Source organism: Terrabacter sp. NPDC000476 (genome assembly GCF_040300125.1).
Lineage (GTDB): Bacteria > Actinomycetota > Actinomycetes > Actinomycetales > Dermatophilaceae > Terrabacter.
In genome coordinates this window covers 161,885-175,643 of record NZ_JBEPDF010000004.1, presented here as the reverse complement: position 1 = coordinate 175,643, position 13,759 = coordinate 161,885, and the positions used below count along the sequence as shown (strand labels likewise).

Genomic DNA, 13,759 nt, shown 5'->3' with positions numbered 1-13,759 from the left:
CCTGCCCCGCCCGGTCGTGCGCAAGACCGGCCGTATGCCGGTCGGCGCGCCCATCGGGCAGGTGCGCCGTACGGTCAGCTGGGGCGTCCCTGCTTCCAGTACCCCATGAAGGCCACTTGCGGACGTGGCAGGCCCGCCTCACCGACGAGCAGGCGCCGGCACGCCTTCACCGTGTCGGAGTCCCCCGCCACCCACGCGTACGTGTCGTCGGGCCCGAGCGGCGCGGCCGCTGCGACCTCCTCCCCCGACGAGCTGTGGACCGGCGTCTCCCAGACGTCCTCGTCGAGCTCCCCCGACGGGCCGCCGGCGCCCGCAGCGGCGAGCCCGAGCGACGGCAGCTCGGCCGCGACGCGCCCGTCGGAGTCGAGGCGCAGGCAGGCGCGCAGCCGCTCGACCGTCTGCTCGCCCCGCGGCCGCTCCCCCCGCACGATCCGGTGCACCTCCATGCCGTCGGGCAGGCGCACGTCGGCGGCGTCGAGCGCGTCGGGCACCTCGACGACGGCCACGCCGTCGACGTGGGGCGGGAGGGCCTCGGCTATCGAGGCGAGCGCGGGCAGCGCCGTCTCGTCGGCCACGAGGACGAGCCGGCGGGCGGAGCCGGGCCGGAACTCGATGCCGCCGAAGCCGTCCTCGCACCCGCGCCTCGGGGCGACCAGGCCGATCTCGTCGCCGACGACCGCCGCCGCTGCCCAGGCGCCGGCCGGCCCCACGCCGTCGTCGCCGGGCCTCCCGTGACCGGCGACGCCGTGCAGCACGAAGTCGACGACGAGCTGCCGTTCGGCGCCCTCGCCGTCGACGGCGCGGGCGGTGTAGGTGCGCAGGACGCCGCGGTCGGCCTCCGGCAGGGCCAGCCACGCGGCATACCAGCCCCGGGCGTCGAGGTGCGTGGTCACGCACGGGCGCCCCGGCGGCGGCACGAGCAGCTTGACGCGCTGGTCGAGCGTCGGGCCCTCGGGCCCGACGTGCTCGAAGCCTGCGCCGCCCAGGCGGATCCGCACGAAGGAGGGGCTGAGCCGCTGCACGTCGCGGACGACGGCCGTGAGCAGCAGCACCGGGCCGGTCGTGGTCGCCGTGGTCGTCGTGGGGGTCGGGGTGGTGGTCGTCATGAGGAGGTTCCGCTCGGCGAGGGGGTGGACGCGGACGGGGTGCACGTGGCGGCCTGCGTCGCCGACACCGGCACGACGAGCGGGGAGCCCGTGACCGGGTCGGCGACGACCCGGCTGTCGAGGCCGAAGACGTCGCCGACGAATTGCTCGTCGATGACGTCGCCGGGGGCGCCGCTGCCGACGACGCGCCCGTCGCGCAGGGCCACGACGTGGTCGGCGTAGCGGGCGGCCAGGTTGAGGTCGTGCAGCACCATGACGACCGTCGTGCCGCGCGTGCGGTTGAGCTCGCGCAGCAGGTCGAGCACCTCGACCTGGTGCGCCACGTCGAGGAAGGTCGTCGGCTCGTCGAGCAGCACGACCCCGGTCTCCTGGGCGAGCGTCAGGGCGATCCAGACCCGCTGCCGCTGACCGCCGGACAGCTCCTCGACGTGCCGGTCGGCGAGGTCGAGCACCCCGGTCGCGCGCATGGCCCGCGTGACCGCCTCGTCGTCGGCCGGTGACCATCGCCGCACGAGCGTGTGGTGCGGGTGACGCCCGCGGCCGACGAGGTCGACGACCGTGATGCCCTCGGGGAGCGGCGGGCTCTGCGGCAGCAGCGCGATCCGCCGTGCGACGTCCTTGGGCCGCAGCGACCACACGTCCTGCTCCTCGACGTCGCCGGTGAGCAGCACCGCGCCCGCGGTGGGTCGGAGCAGTCTCGAGAGGCCGCGGAGCACGGTGGACTTGCCGCACCCGTTCGGGCCGACCACCACGGTGACCCTCCCGGCCGGCACCTCGAGGTCGAGCCCCTCGACGACCCGGCGACCGTCGTAGGCGAGCGTGAGGCCGCGGGCACGCAGACCGGCGGCCGTCACCCGCCCTCCGGCGTCGGCGGTCGCACCGGGCGGCGTGCGGTTTCGGGTGGCGGAGGTCATCTCAGTCCTTTCCGGCTCGTCCGGCGGCCACGACGACCGCGACCATGAGGGGCGCGCCCAGCGCACCCGTGACGACGCCGACCGGCAGGTTGACGTCGGGGATGAGGTAGTCGCCGGCGAAGTCCGACAGCACGACCACGACGCCGCCCACGAAAGCCGCGGCCCACAGCGAGGCCCGTCCGCCGCACAGCCGGCGCGCGATCGGCCCGGCGACGAAGGCCACGAAGGCGATCGGTCCGGTCGCGCTCGTCGCGACCGCAGCCATCGCCACGGCCACGAGCAGGCCGAGACGCGACCGGCCGGCCGGTGCGCCGAGGGTGGTCGACAGGTCCTCGCCCAGCTCGGCCAGGCGCATCCAGCCGGCGCACGCGGCCAGGAGCGGGGTGAGCACGGCGAGCGAGAGGGCGAGCAGGCCGATGACGGGCCAGGTGGCGCGTGCCAGGGAGCCGGTGAGCCAGACGAGAGCCGCCTGCGCGTCCTGGACCGAGGTGCGGGTCATGACGAGCTGGATGACGCTGCCGAGCAGGGCGGCGATGCCGATGCCGACGAGGACCATCCGCTGCCCGGCGAGGGCGGTGCCCCGGGCCACGGCCATCATGAGGAGGCTGACGGCCAGGGCGCCGGCGAGCGCGGCGGCCGGGAGCCACAGCCCCTGGGCGTCGAGGAAGGTCAGGGCGACCACGGCGGCGGCCGAGGCGCCGAGGCTGATCCCGATGATGTCGGGGCTCGCGAGCGGGTTGCGCAGGGTCGTCTGGAACATCGAGCCCGCGGCACCGAAAGCCAGTCCGGCGAGGGCACCGAGGAGGGCCCGCGGGAGCTTGGCCTCCATGACGATGAACGACGCACCGGGCGCCTCGGGGAGCGTCTCGCCGCGCAGGATCGGCAGGAGATCGGCCAGGGCCACGACGTAGTCGCCGAGCAGCACCCGCACCAGCACGGCGCCCACGGCGGTGACGCCCAGGCACGCGAGCACGAGCCGCACCCTCCGCGCCGGGCGCAGCCGGGCCCGGCGCACGCGGGCGACGTCGGCTGCCGGGACGGGCACGGCCGGACTGAGTGGTTCGGCGGGGACCCGGCCCGTGTCGAGCGTGGCGGCGGGTGCACCGCTCGTGGTGGGCGCCGTGGACACGCCGTTCACAGGCTCGCCATCCGTCCCCGGCGCACGAGCACGACGAAGAACGGCACTCCGACGACCGCCGTCATGATGCCGGCCTGAACCTCGGTCGGCCTCGCGACGAGGCGACCCGCCGTGTCGGCGAGGAGCAGCAGGGTCGGGCCGGCGACGAGGCAGACGGGGACGATGCGGCGGTGGTCGGGACCGACGACGAAGCGCGCGACGTGCGGCACGACGAGGCCGAGGAAGCCGACCGGGCCGGCGAGGGCGGTGGCCGCGCCGCAGAGCACGGCGACCCCCACGGCGATGGCGACCCGGGCCAGCACGACGTTCTCACCGAGGCCCCGGGCGAGGTCGTCGCCGAGGGCGAGCGCGTTGAGCCGGCGCACGGCGAGCAGGACGACGACGAGCCCGACGACGACGAAGGGCAGCACGGTCACGACGAGGTCGAGCCCGCGCCCGCCGATCGTCCCCACCTGCCAGAACCGGAAGGCGTCGAAGGACTGTCGGTTCGACACGAGCAGACCGGACGACCAGCTCGACAGTCCTGCCGTCACGGCCGCCCCCGCGAGCGTGAGGCGCAACGGGGTCACCCCGCCACCGGCGAGGCCGGCGAGCGCGTGGACGAGCACCGCCGCCACGCCCGCACCGGCCATGGCCCACCAGACGTAGCCGGTGAGCGAGCCCACCCCGAAGACGCTGATCGCCACGACGACGGCGAGCGCCGCTCCCGCGTTGACGCCGAGCAGGCCGGGGTCGGCGAGCGGGTTGCGGGTCAGGCCCTGCATGGCGGCCCCCGCGACGGCGAGGGCTGCCCCGACGAGGATCCCCACCGCGGTCCGCGCGAGCCGGGCGTCGACGATGCCACGGTCATCGATGCCGTCGCCGTGGCCGAGCAGCACCTGCACCACGTCCGACAGCGGGATCGCCTTGGACCCCAGCGTGATCGAGCAGACGAGCGCCACGAGCAGCAGCCCGGCGAGCAGGGCGGTGACGGTGACGGCGCGACGGCGCCCACCCTCCCCGGGTCGCGACGGAGGCACGGCTGCCCCCGTCGCCTCCCCCACGCGCTCGACGGTCTGCGGGCCCGCCATCAGGAGGCTGCGGCCTTGTCGGCGGCCGCCGCGACGAGCGGCACGAACAGCTTGGTCATGTACGGGATCGACAGCGGCGTCGGCGAGCTCATCGTCAGCCCCACCTTCTGGTCCTTGGTCGCGACGAGCGCACCGGACCGGATGGCCGGCACCCGGCCGACGAGCGGGTCCTTCGTCATCGTCTGCACCTCGGAGTCCTCGGTGATGTAGGTGAGGAAGACGTCCGAGTCCAGCGAGGCCGCCTGCTCGGCGCTGACGGTGAGGTAGAACTCCTTCGACGACCTGGCCCGGGCCTCGACGAACGGCGCGTTCTTCATGCCGAGCTCGGTCAGCATCTGGGGCCGCAGGTCGCTCGGGGTGTAGAAACCGATCTGCGAGAGGTCGGTCGGCGCGACGTAGCCGTAGACGAACGTCTTGCCCTCGAGCTGGGGGTGGTCGGCCCGGGCCTTCGCCAGGGTCGCCTCCGTCGCCCGCTCGACCTCGTCGGCGCGGCTCGAGCGGCCGAGCGCCTTGCCGATGGTCTCGAGCGAGTCCTTCCACGGGGTGCCGTAGGCGACCTCGGGGTAGGCGACGACGGGCGCGAGCTTGCTCAGCTTGTCGTACTCGTCCTTCGTGATGCCCGAGTTCGTCGCGAGGATGAGGTCGGGCTGCAGCTTCGCGATCTCCTCGACGGGGTTGCCGTCGGAGTCGTCGAAGCGCGTCGGCGCGGCCCCGCCGAAGGTGGCCAGCTGCGCGTCGAACCAGTCGGTCGAGAGGGTCGCGTTGCCACCCCACGACACCTTGGGGGCGCCCACCGGGGCCACCCCGAGCGCGGCCACGTGGTCGGCGTCCGACCAGCCGAGGGTCACGACCCGCTGCGGCTCCTTCGTGATGGTGGCCGAGCCGAAGGCGTCGGTCAGGGTCACGGGGTAGGCCGTCGGGTCGGCGCCGGTGGACGTGCTGCTCGACCCTGCGCCCGCGGCGGTCGGGGCGGCGGCGCCACCGGTGGGCCCGGTGGTGCACCCGGCGAGGACGAGCACCGCGGCTGCGGCGGTGGCGAGGGCGGTCGTGAGGCGGGACACGTGAGGCGTCTCTCTGTCAGGGGACGGGAGCCCAGCCGTGCCCGTCGGAGCTCTCCGGGTGGCTAAGGTAAGCCTCACCTTAGTAAGGAAACCCTGACCTATGTCAAACGGCGCCCGGCATGCGTCCGGGCCCGTGCTGCGGCACGGGCCCGGACGGCATACTCGATCAGCGAGATCGCTGGTCGCACAGCGCGACTCGTCAGAGAGCGCCCCCGAGGGTCACGCCGCCGTCGATGGTCAGGGTCTGGCCCGTGATCCACGACGCGTCGCGGCTCAGCAGGAAGCTGACCGCGCCGGCGACGTCCTCGGGCACGCCGAGCCGCTTCATCGGGTAGGCGCGCACCACCTTCTCCTCGCGCCCCTCGTAGAGCGCCTCCGCGAACTTGGTCTTGACGACGGCCGGGGCCACGGCGTTGACGCGCACGTCGGGTCCCAACTCGTAGCCGAGCTCGGTCGTGAGGTGGATGAGCGCCGCCTTGGACACGCCGTACCACCCGATGACGCCGCTCGCGCCCTGCCCGGCCACCGAGGCGAGGTTGACGACCGCGCCGGGGTGGTCGTCGTCGCCGAGGCCGGCGGCGACGGCCTTCCTGATCCACGAGAAGGCCGCGACGACGTTGACGTCGAGCACCTTGCGCGCGATGTCGACGTCCGAGTCGAGCATCGGCCCGTAGGCGGGGTTGATGCCCGTGTTGTTGACGAGCAGGTGCAACCCGCCGAACGTCTCGCGGGCGGCGGCGACCACCTCGTCCTGGTGGGCCTCGTCGGCCGCGTTGCCCGCGATCCCGAGCGCGTGCTCCGGCCCGCCGAGCGTCGCGACCGCCTCGGCGAGCGCCTCGGGCTTGCGGGCCGTGATGACGACCCGGGCGCCCTCGGCGACGAGGCGTTCGGCGATGCCCAGCCCGATGCCGCGGCTCGCACCGGTGACGATCGCCACCGCACCCTCGTGCACGCCCATCAGAAGCCGAGGTCCCGGCCGATGAGCTCCTTCATGATCTCGTTCGAGCCCGCCCAGATCTTCGTGACGCGGGCGTCGCGCCAGGCGCGGGCCACGCGGTACTCGTTCATGAAGCCGTAGCCGCCGTGCAGCTGCACGCAGTGGTCGAGCACGTCGTTCTGCACCTCCGAGCTCCACCACTTCGCCTTGGCGGCGTCGACGGCCGAGAGCTTGCCCTCGGCGTGCGCGGCCACGCAGTCGTCGACGTACGCCTCGGCGACCTCGATCTTCGTGACGAGCTCGGCCATCAGGAACTTGTTGTGCTGGAAGGCGCCGATCGGCTGGCCGAAGGCCTTGCGGTCCTTGGCGTACTGGATCGTCTCCTCGAGGATCGCCTTGGCGTGCGCGACGTTGCTGACGGCCGCGCCGACGCGCTCCTGCGGCAGGCGCTGCATCATCGCGATGAAGCCCATGCCCTCCTCGCCGAGGCGGTTCTCGTCGGGCACGCGGACGTTCTCGAAGAACAGCTCGGCCGTGTCGGACTCGTCCATGCCGACCTTGTCGAGCTTGCGGCCGTTGACGAAGCCCTCCATGCCGCGCTCGACCATGAGCAGGGTGATGCCCTTGGCGCCCTTGGACGGGTCAGTGCGGGCCGCGACGATGACGAGGTCGGCCTGGTAGCCGTTCGTGATGAAGGTCTTGGAGCCGTTGAGGATCCAGCCGTCGCCGTCGCGCACGGCGGTGGTCTTGAGCGCCGCGAGGTCGGAGCCGCCGGAGGGCTCGGTCATGGCGATGGCGCAGATGAGCTCGCCGCTCGCCATGCCGGGCAGCCAGCGCTGCTTCTGCTCCTCGGTGCCGAGGTCGACGACGTAGGGCGGGCACACGTCCGAGTGGATGCCGAAGCACGAGCTCGTCGCCGCGTTGAAGCGCGACATCTCCTCGGCGACGACGGCGTTGAACCGGTAGTCGTCGACACCGGCCCCGCCGAACTCCTCGGGGATGTCGAGGCCGAAGAAGCCCTGCTTGCCGGCCTCGAGCCAGATGTCGCGCGGGATCGACTTGCCCTCGATCATCTCCTCGGCGCGCGGGGCGAGGGTGCGCGCGACGAACTCGCGCGCGGAGGCGCGCATCGCCTCGTGGTCCTCGTCGTAGATGTTGCGGGGCATGGCGTCCTCCATCGGGCGAGCGGGTGCGTGGCGCGGTACCGACCGGTAACTAAGCGCTTGCTTAGTTTCCCTCCGCTGCGGCATGCTGTCAACGTGCCGCAGCCCACGCAGACGACGCCCCCCGCCCCGGCGACGGGCTCCGCCCCGTCCGCGGATCCCGACGCCTCGACCGTCGACAGGCTCATGCAGGCGGCCGCGCACGCCTTCGCCGACAAGGGCTTCCACGCGACGACGACGCGTGACATCGCGTCGGGCGCGGGCCTGTCGCCCGCCGGCGTCTACGTCCACTTCGGCTCCAAGGAGGAGCTGCTCTTCCACCTCAGCCGGAGCGGGCACGAGTCCGCGCTGCGGCTGCTGCGCGCCGCCATCGCCGCGCACACGAGCCCCGCCGACCAGCTGGCCGCCCTGATGGCCCGGTTCAGCGAGTGGCACGTCGAGCAGTACCAGGTGGCCCGCGTCGTGCAGTACGAGCACCACCACCTGACCCCCGACCACCACGCCGAGGTGCTGGCGCTGCGCAAGGAGATGGACTCGCTCGTGCGCGACGTGCTCGACCGCGGGCTCGCGGACGGCAGCTTCACCGTCGACGACAGCGCCGACACCGGCGACACGGCACTGGCGCTGCTCTCGATCGTCGTCGACGTCGCCCGGTGGTACTCCCCCACGATCCGGCGCTCCCCCGCCGAGATCGGCGCGACGAACGCCGCCCTCGCGCTGCGGCTCGTCGGCGCCGGCCGCTGAGGCGGTGCCGACCGAGGCGGTGCCGACCGAGGCGGTGCCGACCGAGGCGGCGCCGGCCGGAGACGGCGTCGGGCCGCACGGGCACGCCGTGCTGCAGGTGCCGGTGCCGCAGCTCGAGCCCTTCGTGCTCGCCCGCACGCGGCACTACGACCTCGACTACGTCTCGGCCGACCCCGCGTTCACCCACGCCCACGTGACGGCGCTCGGCCCGTTCCTCGCCCTCGCCGACCAGACCCCCGACGCCCTCGGCATGGTGGGTGAGATCGCTTCGGGCACAGAGCCGTTCGACTTCACGCTCGAGACCGTCGACACCTTCCCGAACGGGATCGTCCACCTCCTGCCGTCGCCGTCGGCACCCTTCGCGCGGCTGACCGCGCGCCTGGCGCACGCCTTCCCGCAGTGCCCGCCGTATGCCGGCCGGTTCGGCGCCGTCGTGCCGCACCTGACGCTCGACGCCCTGGGGGCCGACGTCACCGAGGCCTCGACGCGCGCGCTCGTCGCGCCGTGGCTACCGGCCCGGTGCCGGGCCGAGCGGCTCGACCTCGCCTGGTACGAGCCCGGTCGCTGTCGGGTGCTGCACTCCTGGCGCCTCGGCGGCTGAGCCGGTCGGCTCGAGGTCGACGGTGAGGCGCGGCAGGAAGAACTGCACGAGCGGGCCGATGAGGACGGCATACGCGACCGTGCCGAGACCGACGGGCCCGCCGAGGAGCCAGCCGACCGCGAGCACCGTGACCTCGATCGAGGTGCGCACGAGGCGGATCGAGAGCCCGGAACGGCGCGCGACACCGGTCATGAGCCCGTCGCGCGGGCCCGGCCCGAGCTGGCTGCCGATGTAGAGCCCGCCCGCGACGCCGTTGAGCACGATGCCCGCGACGAGCATCAGCACCCGCGCCCATAGGGCCTCGGGGGGCGCGATGAGCGCGAGGCCGGCGTCGGCCGCGAGCCCGATGACGACGACGTTGGCCACGGTGCCGAGCCCAGGCCACTGGCGCAGCGGCACCCAGAGCAGCAGCACGAGGGCACCGACGACGATCGTCACCTGGCCGAAGGTCATCGGCAGGTGGCTCGTGATGCCGGCGTGGAAGACGTCCCACGGGTCGAGGCCGAGCGTCGAGCGGATCATCATGGCCATCGACACGCCGTAGAGCGTGAGCCCACCGAGCAGCTGGACGAGGCGGCGGGGCAGTCGGCCGGCCCGCAGCTGCTGCCGCGGGCTGAGGTTGGCGAGGGGCACGGATCGGCGCATGCCCCCAGCATGCCGCCAAGTGGACCGACTTCTCAGGTCCAGTTGTGCGACAGTGGACCGGTGCGCACCATCTCGGCCCGATCGCTCGCCCTGCTCCTCGGCCCCGAGCCGCTCCCCCGGCCGGCGTACCGCGGCCTCGCCGACGCGGTGCGCCGCCTCGTCTGCGACGGGCGCCTCCTCGTCGGCACCCGCCTGCCCAGCGAGCGGACCCTGATGAGCGAGCTGGGCCTCAGCCGCACGACCGTGGGCGCCGCCCTCGACACGCTGCGCGACGAAGGCTTCGTCGTGACGCGTCGCGGCTCGGGCAGCGTCGTGCGCCTGCCCGCGGGACCCGCCGGCCTCGCGCTGTCGCAGGCGGGCCTCATCCCGAGCGACGTGCCGCCCGACGTCATCGACCTCACGTATGCCGCCCTCCCGGCCGCCGCGGGCGTCACCGCCGCCTACGAGCACGCCCTGACCGAGCTGCCGCGCCACCTCGCGACCGCCGGCTACGACCCGCGCGGCCTCCCCGAGACCCGTGCGGCGGTCGCGGCGTGGTTCGAGGGGCGTGGCCTGCCGACGGCCCCGGACCAGGTCGTCATCACCTCGGGCGCGCACGGGGCGCTCTCCGCGGTGCTGCGCGCCCGGCTCGAGACCGGCGACCGCGTGGTCGTCGAGAGCCCCACCTACCCCAACGCCGTCGTGGGCGTGCGACGGTCGGCCTACCGGGCCGTGCCCGCCCCGCTGACGCCGACGGGTTGGGACGTCGAGGCGATCGCGACGACGGTCCGCCAGAGCGGCGCGCGCGCCGCCTACCTCATCCCCGACCATCAGAACCCCACCGGCCTCGTCATGGACGCCGACACCCGCGAGGCGCTCGGACGGGTGCTCACCCGGGCCGGGACGACCCCCGTCGTCGACGAGACCTTCGTCGAGCTCGCCCTCGGGGAGGTGGGGCGGGCCGACCCGTTCGCCGTGACGTCGAGCGACGCGCACACCCTCGGCAGCGCCGGCAAGACGTGGTGGGGCGGGCTGCGCGTGGGCTGGGTGCGCGCTCCCCGTGGAGCCGCAGAGGCCGTCATCGAGGCACGGCACAGCCTCGACCTCGGCACGGCGATCCTCGAACAGCTCGTTGTGACCGAGCTTCTGCGACAGGGCGATTCGCTCCTCGACGAGAGGCGACGAGAGGCGAGGGCACGACGCGACGCCCTCGTCGGCTCGCTGCGCCAGCACCTGCCCGACTGGCGCTTCGACGTGCCGAGCGGTGGGCTCAACCTCTGGTGCGAGCTGCCGGAAGCACGTGGCGACGAGCTCGCCCGCGTGGCCGAGGCGCACGGCATCCGGATCGCCCGCGGCGGGCAGTTCGGTGCCGAGGGCGGGTTCTCGCGATGGGTGCGTGTGCCGTTCTGCGTGGCTCCCGACGAGGCCGACGAGGTCGGTCGGCGCCTCGCGTCCGCCTGGCAGGCGGCCCAGGGCGGCCACCGCGGCGGGCGGCGCGAGGTGACGCCCCTCATCGCCTGACGCCGGGAGGCCGGGTGGGCTGCGAGACTGGCGAGGTGGGCAACGACAGCGCCGGGCGCATCACCTCCTGCCGGTGGGAGCACGGCAAGGTCGTCGACGAGGGCTTTCCCCTCGAGGACGTCTCCGACCTCCTGCACCGCGAGGACTCCCTCATCTGGGTCGACCTCTGCGAACCGGACCACGCCGGTCTGCGCGCCCTCGCCGGCGAGCTCGGGCTCGACCCGCACGCGGTCGAGGACGCCGTGTCGGCCGGCGAGCGGCCCAAGGCGACCCGGCACGCGAAGCACACCTTCCTCACCGTCTACGCGACCCGGCTCGAGCGCGGCCCCGAGCCCGAGGCATCCGGCGACGCGGGAGGCCCGAACCGCGACGGGGCGGCAGACGACACCGAGCCCGCCGGCCCCGAGTCGCGCCTGCGCACGGCGCGCATCTCGGCGTTCGTGCTGCCGGGCGGCATCATCACCGTCCGCAGCAGCGACGCGTTCGACATGCAGCCCGTGCTCGACCGCTGGAACGACGACCCCGAGCTGCTCCGGCTGGGCGCCGGCGCCCTCGTGCACGGCCTGCTCGACACCGTCGTCGACGGCCACTTCGAGGCGATCCAGCAGCTCGACGACGCCGTCGAGGACCTCGAGGACCTCCTCTTCGACGAGCGCGGCCGCACCCACACCGTGCAGGTGCGCACCTACCGGCTGCGCAAGGAGCTCGTCGAGCTGCGCCGGGTCGTGCTGCCGATGCGCGACGTCGTCAACGCCGTGCTGCGCCACCGCGGCGAGCTCGACCAGCGGCACACCGAGCTCGACGGCTTCTACGACGACCTCTACGACCACGTCCTGCGGGCGGCGGAGTGGACCGAGTCGCTGCGCGACATGGTGACGACGATCTTCGAGACGAACCTGTCGTTGCAGGACGCCCGGCTCAACACCGTCATGAAGAAGCTGACCGGGTGGGCCGCGATCATCGCCGTCCCCACCGCCGTGACGGGCTGGTTCGGCCAGAACGTGCCCTACCCCGGTTTCCAGCAGCCGTGGGGCGTCACGTTCAGCGCCGCCGTCATCGCCGGGGTGGCCGTCGCCCTCTACGTCGTCTTCCGCCGCAAGGGCTGGATCTGACGCAGGAGGGCCGGGACGCAGTGCGTCCCGGCCCTCCTGCTCGCCGGCGGCTCGCGCCGGCGTCGTCGACGTGCGCTCAGTCGCGCGTCAGCTTGCGGTACGTGACGCGGTGCGGGCGCGCGGCGTCGGGGCCGAGGCGCTCGACCTTGTTGGCCTCGTACGACTCGAAGTTGCCCTCGAACCAGTACCAGCGCGACGGGTTCTCCTCGGTGCCCTCGTAGGCGAGGATGTGCGTCGCGATCCGGTCGAGGAACCAGCGGTCGTGGGTGATGACGACGGCGCAGCCCGGGAAGTCGAGCAGGGCGTTCTCGAGCGAGCCCAGCGTCTCGACGTCGAGGTCGTTGGTCGGCTCGTCGAGCAGCAGCAGGTTGCCGCCCTGCTTGAGGGTCAGCGCGAGGTTGAGGCGGTTGCGCTCACCACCGGAGAGGACCCCGGAGAGCTTCTGCTGGTCCGGGCCCTTGAAGCCGAACTGGCTGACGTAGGCCCGCGACGGGATCTCGACGTTGCCGACCTTCATGTAGTCGAGGCCGTCGGAGACGATCTCCCAGAGGTTCTTCGTCGGGTCGAGGCCCTCACGGCCCTGGTCGACGTAGGAGATCTTGACGGTCTCACCGATCTTGACCTCGCCCGAGTCGGGCTCCTCGAAGCCGACGATGGTCTTGAACAGCGTCGACTTGCCGACACCGTTCGGGCCGATGACGCCGACGATGCCGTTGCGCGGCAGCGAGAAGGAGAGGTCGTCGATGAGGACGCGGTCGCCGAAGCCCTTCTTGAGGTTCTTGACCTCGATGACCGTCGAGCCCAGGCGCGGGCCCGGCGGGATCTGCAGCTCCTCGAAGTCGAGCTTGCGGGTGCGCTCGGCCTCGGCCGCCATCTCCTCGTAGCGGGCGAGGCGGGCCTTGCTCTTCACCTGGCGGCCCTTGGCGTTGCTGCGGACCCACTCGAGCTCGGTCTTGAGCCGCTTCGCGAGCTTCGCGTCCTTCTTGCCCTGGATCTGAAGACGCTCGGCCTTCTTCTCGAGGTAGGTCGAGTAGTTGCCCTCGTACGGGTAGAGGCGGCCGCGGTCGACCTCGGCGATCCACTTGGCGACGTTGTCGAGGAAGTAGCGGTCGTGCGTCACCGCGATGACGGCGCCGGGGTAGCTCTCGAGGTGCTGCTCGAGCCACAGCACCGACTCGGCGTCGAGGTGGTTGGTGGGCTCGTCGAGCAGCAGCAGGTCGGGCTTCTGCAGGAGCAGCTTGCACAGGGCGACGCGGCGGCGCTCACCACCGGAGAGGGTCGTGACCGGCGAGTCCGGCGGCGGGCAGCGCAGGGCGTCCATGGCCTGCTCGAGCTGGCTGTCGAGGTCCCACGCGTCGGCGTGGTCGATGTCCTCCTGCAGCTTGCCCATCTCGGCGAGCAGCGCGTCGTAGTCGGCGTCCGGGTCGGCCATCTCGGCCGAGATCTCGTTGTAGCGGTCGAGCTTGGCCTTGATCTCGCCCGCGCCCTCCTCGACGTTGCCGAGGACGGTCTTGTCCTCGTTGAGGGGCGGCTCCTGCAGGAGGATGCCGACCGTGGCGTCGGGGGCGAGGCGGGCCTCGCCGTTGGACGGCTGGTCGAGTCCCGCCATGATCTTGAGGATCGTCGACTTGCCGGCGCCGTTCGGGCCGACCATGCCGATCTTCGCCCCGGGGTAGAACGACATCGAGACGTCGTCGAGGATGACCTTCTCGTTGTGCGCCTTGCGCGCGCGGGTCATGGTGTAGATGTACTCGGCCATGCCCTGAGG

13 protein-coding genes are annotated in these 13,759 nt (G+C 73.1%); 4 read left to right on the top strand and 9 right to left on the bottom strand.

What is annotated here, in order from left to right; translation table 11 throughout:
• Positions 1–74: 74 nt before the first annotated feature.
• The 7 genes from ABT295_RS19710 to ABT295_RS19680 form a co-directional block, all read right to left on the bottom strand.
• Positions 75–1,106: a siderophore-interacting protein gene (locus tag ABT295_RS19710; protein ID WP_352396108.1), complete on the bottom strand. Its 1,032-nt coding sequence runs from the start codon at positions 1,104–1,106 to the stop codon at positions 75–77.
• Positions 1,103–2,020, bottom strand: a complete 918-nt coding sequence (locus tag ABT295_RS19705; protein WP_352396107.1) for an ABC transporter ATP-binding protein — start codon at positions 2,018–2,020, stop codon at positions 1,103–1,105. The genes ABT295_RS19710 and ABT295_RS19705 overlap by 4 nt, the downstream gene beginning before the upstream one ends.
• A gap of 1 nt (position 2,021) precedes the next feature.
• Positions 2,022–3,065 (bottom strand): FecCD family ABC transporter permease, encoded by a 1,044-nt coding sequence (locus ABT295_RS19700; RefSeq protein WP_352396106.1) that lies wholly within the window; start codon positions 3,063–3,065, stop codon positions 2,022–2,024.
• An 89-nt stretch (positions 3,066–3,154) separates the two neighbouring features.
• The gene (locus tag ABT295_RS19695; protein ID WP_352396105.1) at positions 3,155–4,228 is read right to left on the bottom strand and encodes a FecCD family ABC transporter permease; all 1,074 of its coding nucleotides are present in this window, start codon (positions 4,226–4,228) and stop codon (positions 3,155–3,157) included.
• Positions 4,228–5,289: an iron-siderophore ABC transporter substrate-binding protein gene (locus ABT295_RS19690; protein WP_352396104.1), complete on the bottom strand. Its 1,062-nt coding sequence runs from the start codon at positions 5,287–5,289 to the stop codon at positions 4,228–4,230. Before ABT295_RS19690 ends, ABT295_RS19695 begins: the two co-directional genes overlap by 1 nt.
• Positions 5,290–5,488: 199 nt before the next feature.
• On the bottom strand, positions 5,489–6,247 hold the full coding sequence (locus ABT295_RS19685) for an SDR family oxidoreductase (RefSeq protein ID WP_352396103.1): 759 nt from the start codon (positions 6,245–6,247) through the stop codon (positions 5,489–5,491).
• The gene (locus tag ABT295_RS19680; protein ID WP_352396102.1) at positions 6,247–7,392 is read right to left on the bottom strand and encodes an acyl-CoA dehydrogenase family protein; all 1,146 of its coding nucleotides are present in this window, start codon (positions 7,390–7,392) and stop codon (positions 6,247–6,249) included. The genes ABT295_RS19685 and ABT295_RS19680 overlap by 1 nt, the downstream gene beginning before the upstream one ends.
• Before the next feature lie 93 nt (positions 7,393–7,485).
• On the opposite strand from ABT295_RS19680, the gene ABT295_RS19675 reads away from it, so the two are divergent.
• A complete protein-coding gene (locus ABT295_RS19675; RefSeq protein WP_352396101.1) occupies positions 7,486–8,133 on the top strand; it encodes a TetR/AcrR family transcriptional regulator in 648 nt (215 codons plus the stop codon).
• A 4-nt stretch (positions 8,134–8,137) separates the two neighbouring features.
• Positions 8,138–8,734: a 2'-5' RNA ligase family protein gene (locus ABT295_RS19670; protein WP_352396100.1), complete on the top strand. Its 597-nt coding sequence runs from the start codon at positions 8,138–8,140 to the stop codon at positions 8,732–8,734.
• On the opposite strand, the gene yczE is transcribed toward ABT295_RS19670, so the two are convergent.
• Positions 8,642–9,379: a membrane protein YczE gene (yczE, locus tag ABT295_RS19665; protein WP_352396099.1), complete on the bottom strand. Its 738-nt coding sequence runs from the start codon at positions 9,377–9,379 to the stop codon at positions 8,642–8,644. The two genes, ABT295_RS19670 and yczE, sit on opposite strands and share 93 nt — an antisense overlap.
• A 60-nt stretch (positions 9,380–9,439) precedes the next feature.
• Between yczE and yczR the strand changes: the two genes are divergently transcribed.
• Positions 9,440–10,879 (top strand): MocR-like transcription factor YczR, encoded by a 1,440-nt coding sequence (yczR, locus tag ABT295_RS19660; RefSeq protein WP_352396098.1) that lies wholly within the window; start codon positions 9,440–9,442, stop codon positions 10,877–10,879.
• 35 nt (positions 10,880–10,914) lie between these two features.
• The gene (locus ABT295_RS19655) at positions 10,915–11,991 is read left to right on the top strand and encodes a magnesium transporter CorA family protein (protein WP_352396097.1); all 1,077 of its coding nucleotides are present in this window, start codon (positions 10,915–10,917) and stop codon (positions 11,989–11,991) included.
• Between the two features lie 76 nt (positions 11,992–12,067).
• Here ABT295_RS19655 and ettA read toward each other — a convergent pair whose 3' ends face one another.
• Positions 12,068–13,750 carry an energy-dependent translational throttle protein EttA gene (gene ettA, locus ABT295_RS19650; protein ID WP_352396096.1) on the bottom strand — a complete coding sequence of 561 codons (1,683 nt, stop codon included), beginning with the start codon at positions 13,748–13,750 and terminating at the stop codon, positions 12,068–12,070.
• Between the last annotated feature and the right edge of the window lie 9 nt (positions 13,751–13,759).

Bases quoted from the DNA above. Each gene is read 5' to 3' on its own strand.
- ettA (WP_352396096.1), bottom strand. From the start codon at position 13,750: ATGGCCGAGTACATCTACACCATGACCCGCGCGCGCAAGGCGCACAAC.
- ABT295_RS19680 (WP_352396102.1), bottom strand. From the start codon at position 7,392: ATGCCCCGCAACATCTACGACGAGGACCACGAGGCGATGCGCGCCTCC.
- ABT295_RS19695 (WP_352396105.1), bottom strand. From the start codon at position 4,228: ATGGCGGGCCCGCAGACCGTCGAGCGCGTGGGGGAGGCGACGGGGGCA.
- ABT295_RS19710 (WP_352396108.1), bottom strand. From the start codon at position 1,106: ATGACGACCACCACCCCGACCCCCACGACGACCACGGCGACCACGACC.
- ABT295_RS19685 (WP_352396103.1), bottom strand. From the start codon at position 6,247: ATGGGCGTGCACGAGGGTGCGGTGGCGATCGTCACCGGTGCGAGCCGC.
- yczE (WP_352396099.1), bottom strand. From the start codon at position 9,379: ATGCGCCGATCCGTGCCCCTCGCCAACCTCAGCCCGCGGCAGCAGCTG.
- ABT295_RS19705 (WP_352396107.1), bottom strand. From the start codon at position 2,020: ATGACCTCCGCCACCCGAAACCGCACGCCGCCCGGTGCGACCGCCGAC.